Source organism: Shewanella indica, assembly GCF_002836975.1.
GTDB lineage: Bacteria > Pseudomonadota > Gammaproteobacteria > Enterobacterales > Shewanellaceae > Shewanella > Shewanella indica.
In genome coordinates, this window is sequence record NZ_NIJK01000031.1 from 1 (window position 1) to 2,619 (window position 2,619).

Annotated in this window: 2 protein-coding genes; both read right to left on the minus strand. The window is 47.1% G+C overall.

What is annotated here, in order from left to right; translation table 11 throughout:
* The coding region (locus CX650_RS10490) for a retention module-containing protein (RefSeq protein WP_157823016.1) at positions 1-696 on the minus strand (696 nt) is incomplete at its 3' end.
* A 251-nt stretch (positions 697-947) separates the two neighbouring features.
* The coding region (locus tag CX650_RS10495) for a type I secretion C-terminal target domain-containing protein (protein ID WP_157823017.1) at positions 948-2,619 on the minus strand (1,672 nt) is incomplete at its 5' end.

The following is a 2,619-nucleotide window of genomic DNA, read 5'->3' on the forward strand; positions in this document are numbered from 1 at the left end:
ATTGACCGAGAGGGTTTCACCGTCCTGATAGACATCATCCGTCGGCGCCGCGACGGTGACAGTGCCTTCGGTTTGACCGGCCGCAATGGTGATGCTGGCGCCGTTGGACAGGGTCAGTATCAAGTCACTTTCAAGAGGGGCATTATCTACAACTGCTGTGTAGGTGATACTGCCACCCTCATTGACTTGGGTTGGCGCCAATAAGGTTACAGTACTGGGCGCAACTTGGGCCAGGTTAAAGGCGTTTTGTGATAAACCTTCTTGCAGTGTAATAGCATCAGTTTCGAAGCCTGCTGAATCGTAGCCACTGGCAGCCAGCGTTTCTGCACCACTTCTTGCCAATGAAACAAAGCCGGATGTTCCTTCATTTCCTTGAGTTCCACCGGCAGCAGTATCAGGCAATGAAGCGGTTGGATCTTCTCCTGCTGCGATAAGGGCCTGTAGCTGCTCAATTTCAGAATCTGTTACAGCATCTGTATTTTGCAACACTTCTTGAGGAACTTCAGATCCTCCTCTAAGACTGCTCCCATCACTGAGTAAAAGCTCTATCTGTGCATCATTATCGACAAAAACTTCGCTTCCGTGCGCGACCAAGTCGCCTTGTTGTAATGGAACTTGCTGGCCATTTGACATAACATAAGCCTTGCCATTCAAACTTTTAACTTGACCATTTTGTGTTGCGATAAGTGCTTTCATGTCCCGCCCCCGGCGCTTGCAATATCCGTATCAATAAAGTTGCATCCCATTGTTTCTGGGTTGCAAGTTGACAAAAAGTGTAAATCTTCTGGCGCGATCTTAGATGAATAACCTGGTCAAGTCAATTTTTTGACACCGATCGTACGGTTTGTAATTTTATGATTTATATTGGTTTATTTTTTATTTCGATTAATAAAAAAACAGAAGCTTAGCGCTTCTGTTAATTTTATTGTGAATTGTCGGCGATTTTGTTACGGGATTAACTGATCCTCGGATAAGTAAGTATAATTTGGCTCGGGTAATGAGGTTTGGACGACAGGTTGAGTAACCAACAATGCGCCGTCGGAAATAAGGGATTGAATAATCACACCTTCATCGGTAGTTCCATACTCTGTGGACAGATCCACGCCATTGAGTACTATGGTGACACTGTCCCCGCCGGCACCTGTCGTGTCGACAGTTATGATGGTGTTGCCATTCACAAAGCTGAAGTCCAGGTAATCATCCAAAACTCCATTTTCTTCATTAACCAATATGTCCGATAAATCCAGTGCATCTGTGTTAGGGGAGAAGTTATAGACGTCATCGGTGCTGCCATCTGCAGACCCGGCATCCCAGATAAGAATATCTCTGTCATTATCTAAGCCAGCATCCAGGTGGTCACTGCCGGGGCCGCCAACCAGATAGTCGGCACCTGTACCGCCAAAGATGTAGTCATTACCAGCACCACCCAGTAATTGGTCATCGCCTTCCAGACCTTTGATGGTGTCATTCCCTTCGCGACCGACAATTTCATCACTTTGGTTAGCTCCGGTGAGAGAGTCACCCTGAGTGCTACCAAAGATGAGGTTATCTATGTCGTCGCTTCCTGTTATCGTAATGGCATCATCAGGCAGCAGCTCGTGAGTAAATACAGCTTGTACATATCGGGCTTGATAGCTGCCTCCATCATTGTCGAAGTAAGTAATAGTCCATTGATCGGCAGCTTGGGCTGGATTTAAGGTCAGATAGTCAGCGAGTGTTATCGAGTTATCTGACTCTTGCACAATCTGATCGTAGCCAATACTGGCTTTCATCAAGCCAGAATCAGCATCATAAAACCAAGTTTGTTCTATGTTATCCACAGGATCAGCCAGTAGCACAATGAAGGTAATACCGTTGATAGTTAGCCTGACCGATACCTCTGTTTCCCGTTTGCTGCCGGCTGTGGAGTCAATGTCTCTCTCATTGCCGGGGATTGGAATGGCAAAGGGCGATTTTTGGAAGTCGGTAAATAGATCCAGGCTACCGGCGGAAGGCGCTAAATTAATCGCATCGGCGAATCCACCACTGATACTGAGAATGGCATCTTGGTCATTACCTGAAGTCAAAGGTGATGAACCATCACCTATGGTGACACTTTCCCCTCCTAAGCTGTTCCCCGGCACCGCATGGATGATGAAGTCACCATCCACATGATCTGTACCTGAGTTGACTGTGAAGGTCAGAGAAATATCAAGCTGTTCCTCAATATCACCGTTATTACCCGGCATATAGACCAGACTGCCTAACTCTGCTGCAGACAAGGCTTCAGGATTGTCAAAGTCATACTGCACCAGCATCTGCTCGCCATCATCCCAGTACCAAATAGAGCCTAGCTCGGCAGTTTCTGCAGGATCGATAAACTCAAGACTCAGGTTTGTGATGCTAATTTCATCCGTGGCATCTACATCGGTTGGAACATCAATATTCAGCGGATAACCGGCAAGATAAGGATCCGAGAGTTGTAACAGGGAGGCCGGAACCCAGATCTCTTTGGCAAATTCGCCTTCAACCGGGTCGTTGGTTCCATTGATGGTGATTGTGACAGTCTCGGTATCTGTGCCGCCGTTGCCGTCATCGACAGTGACATCAAAGCTTAAGGTGATGGTCTCACCGACAGCG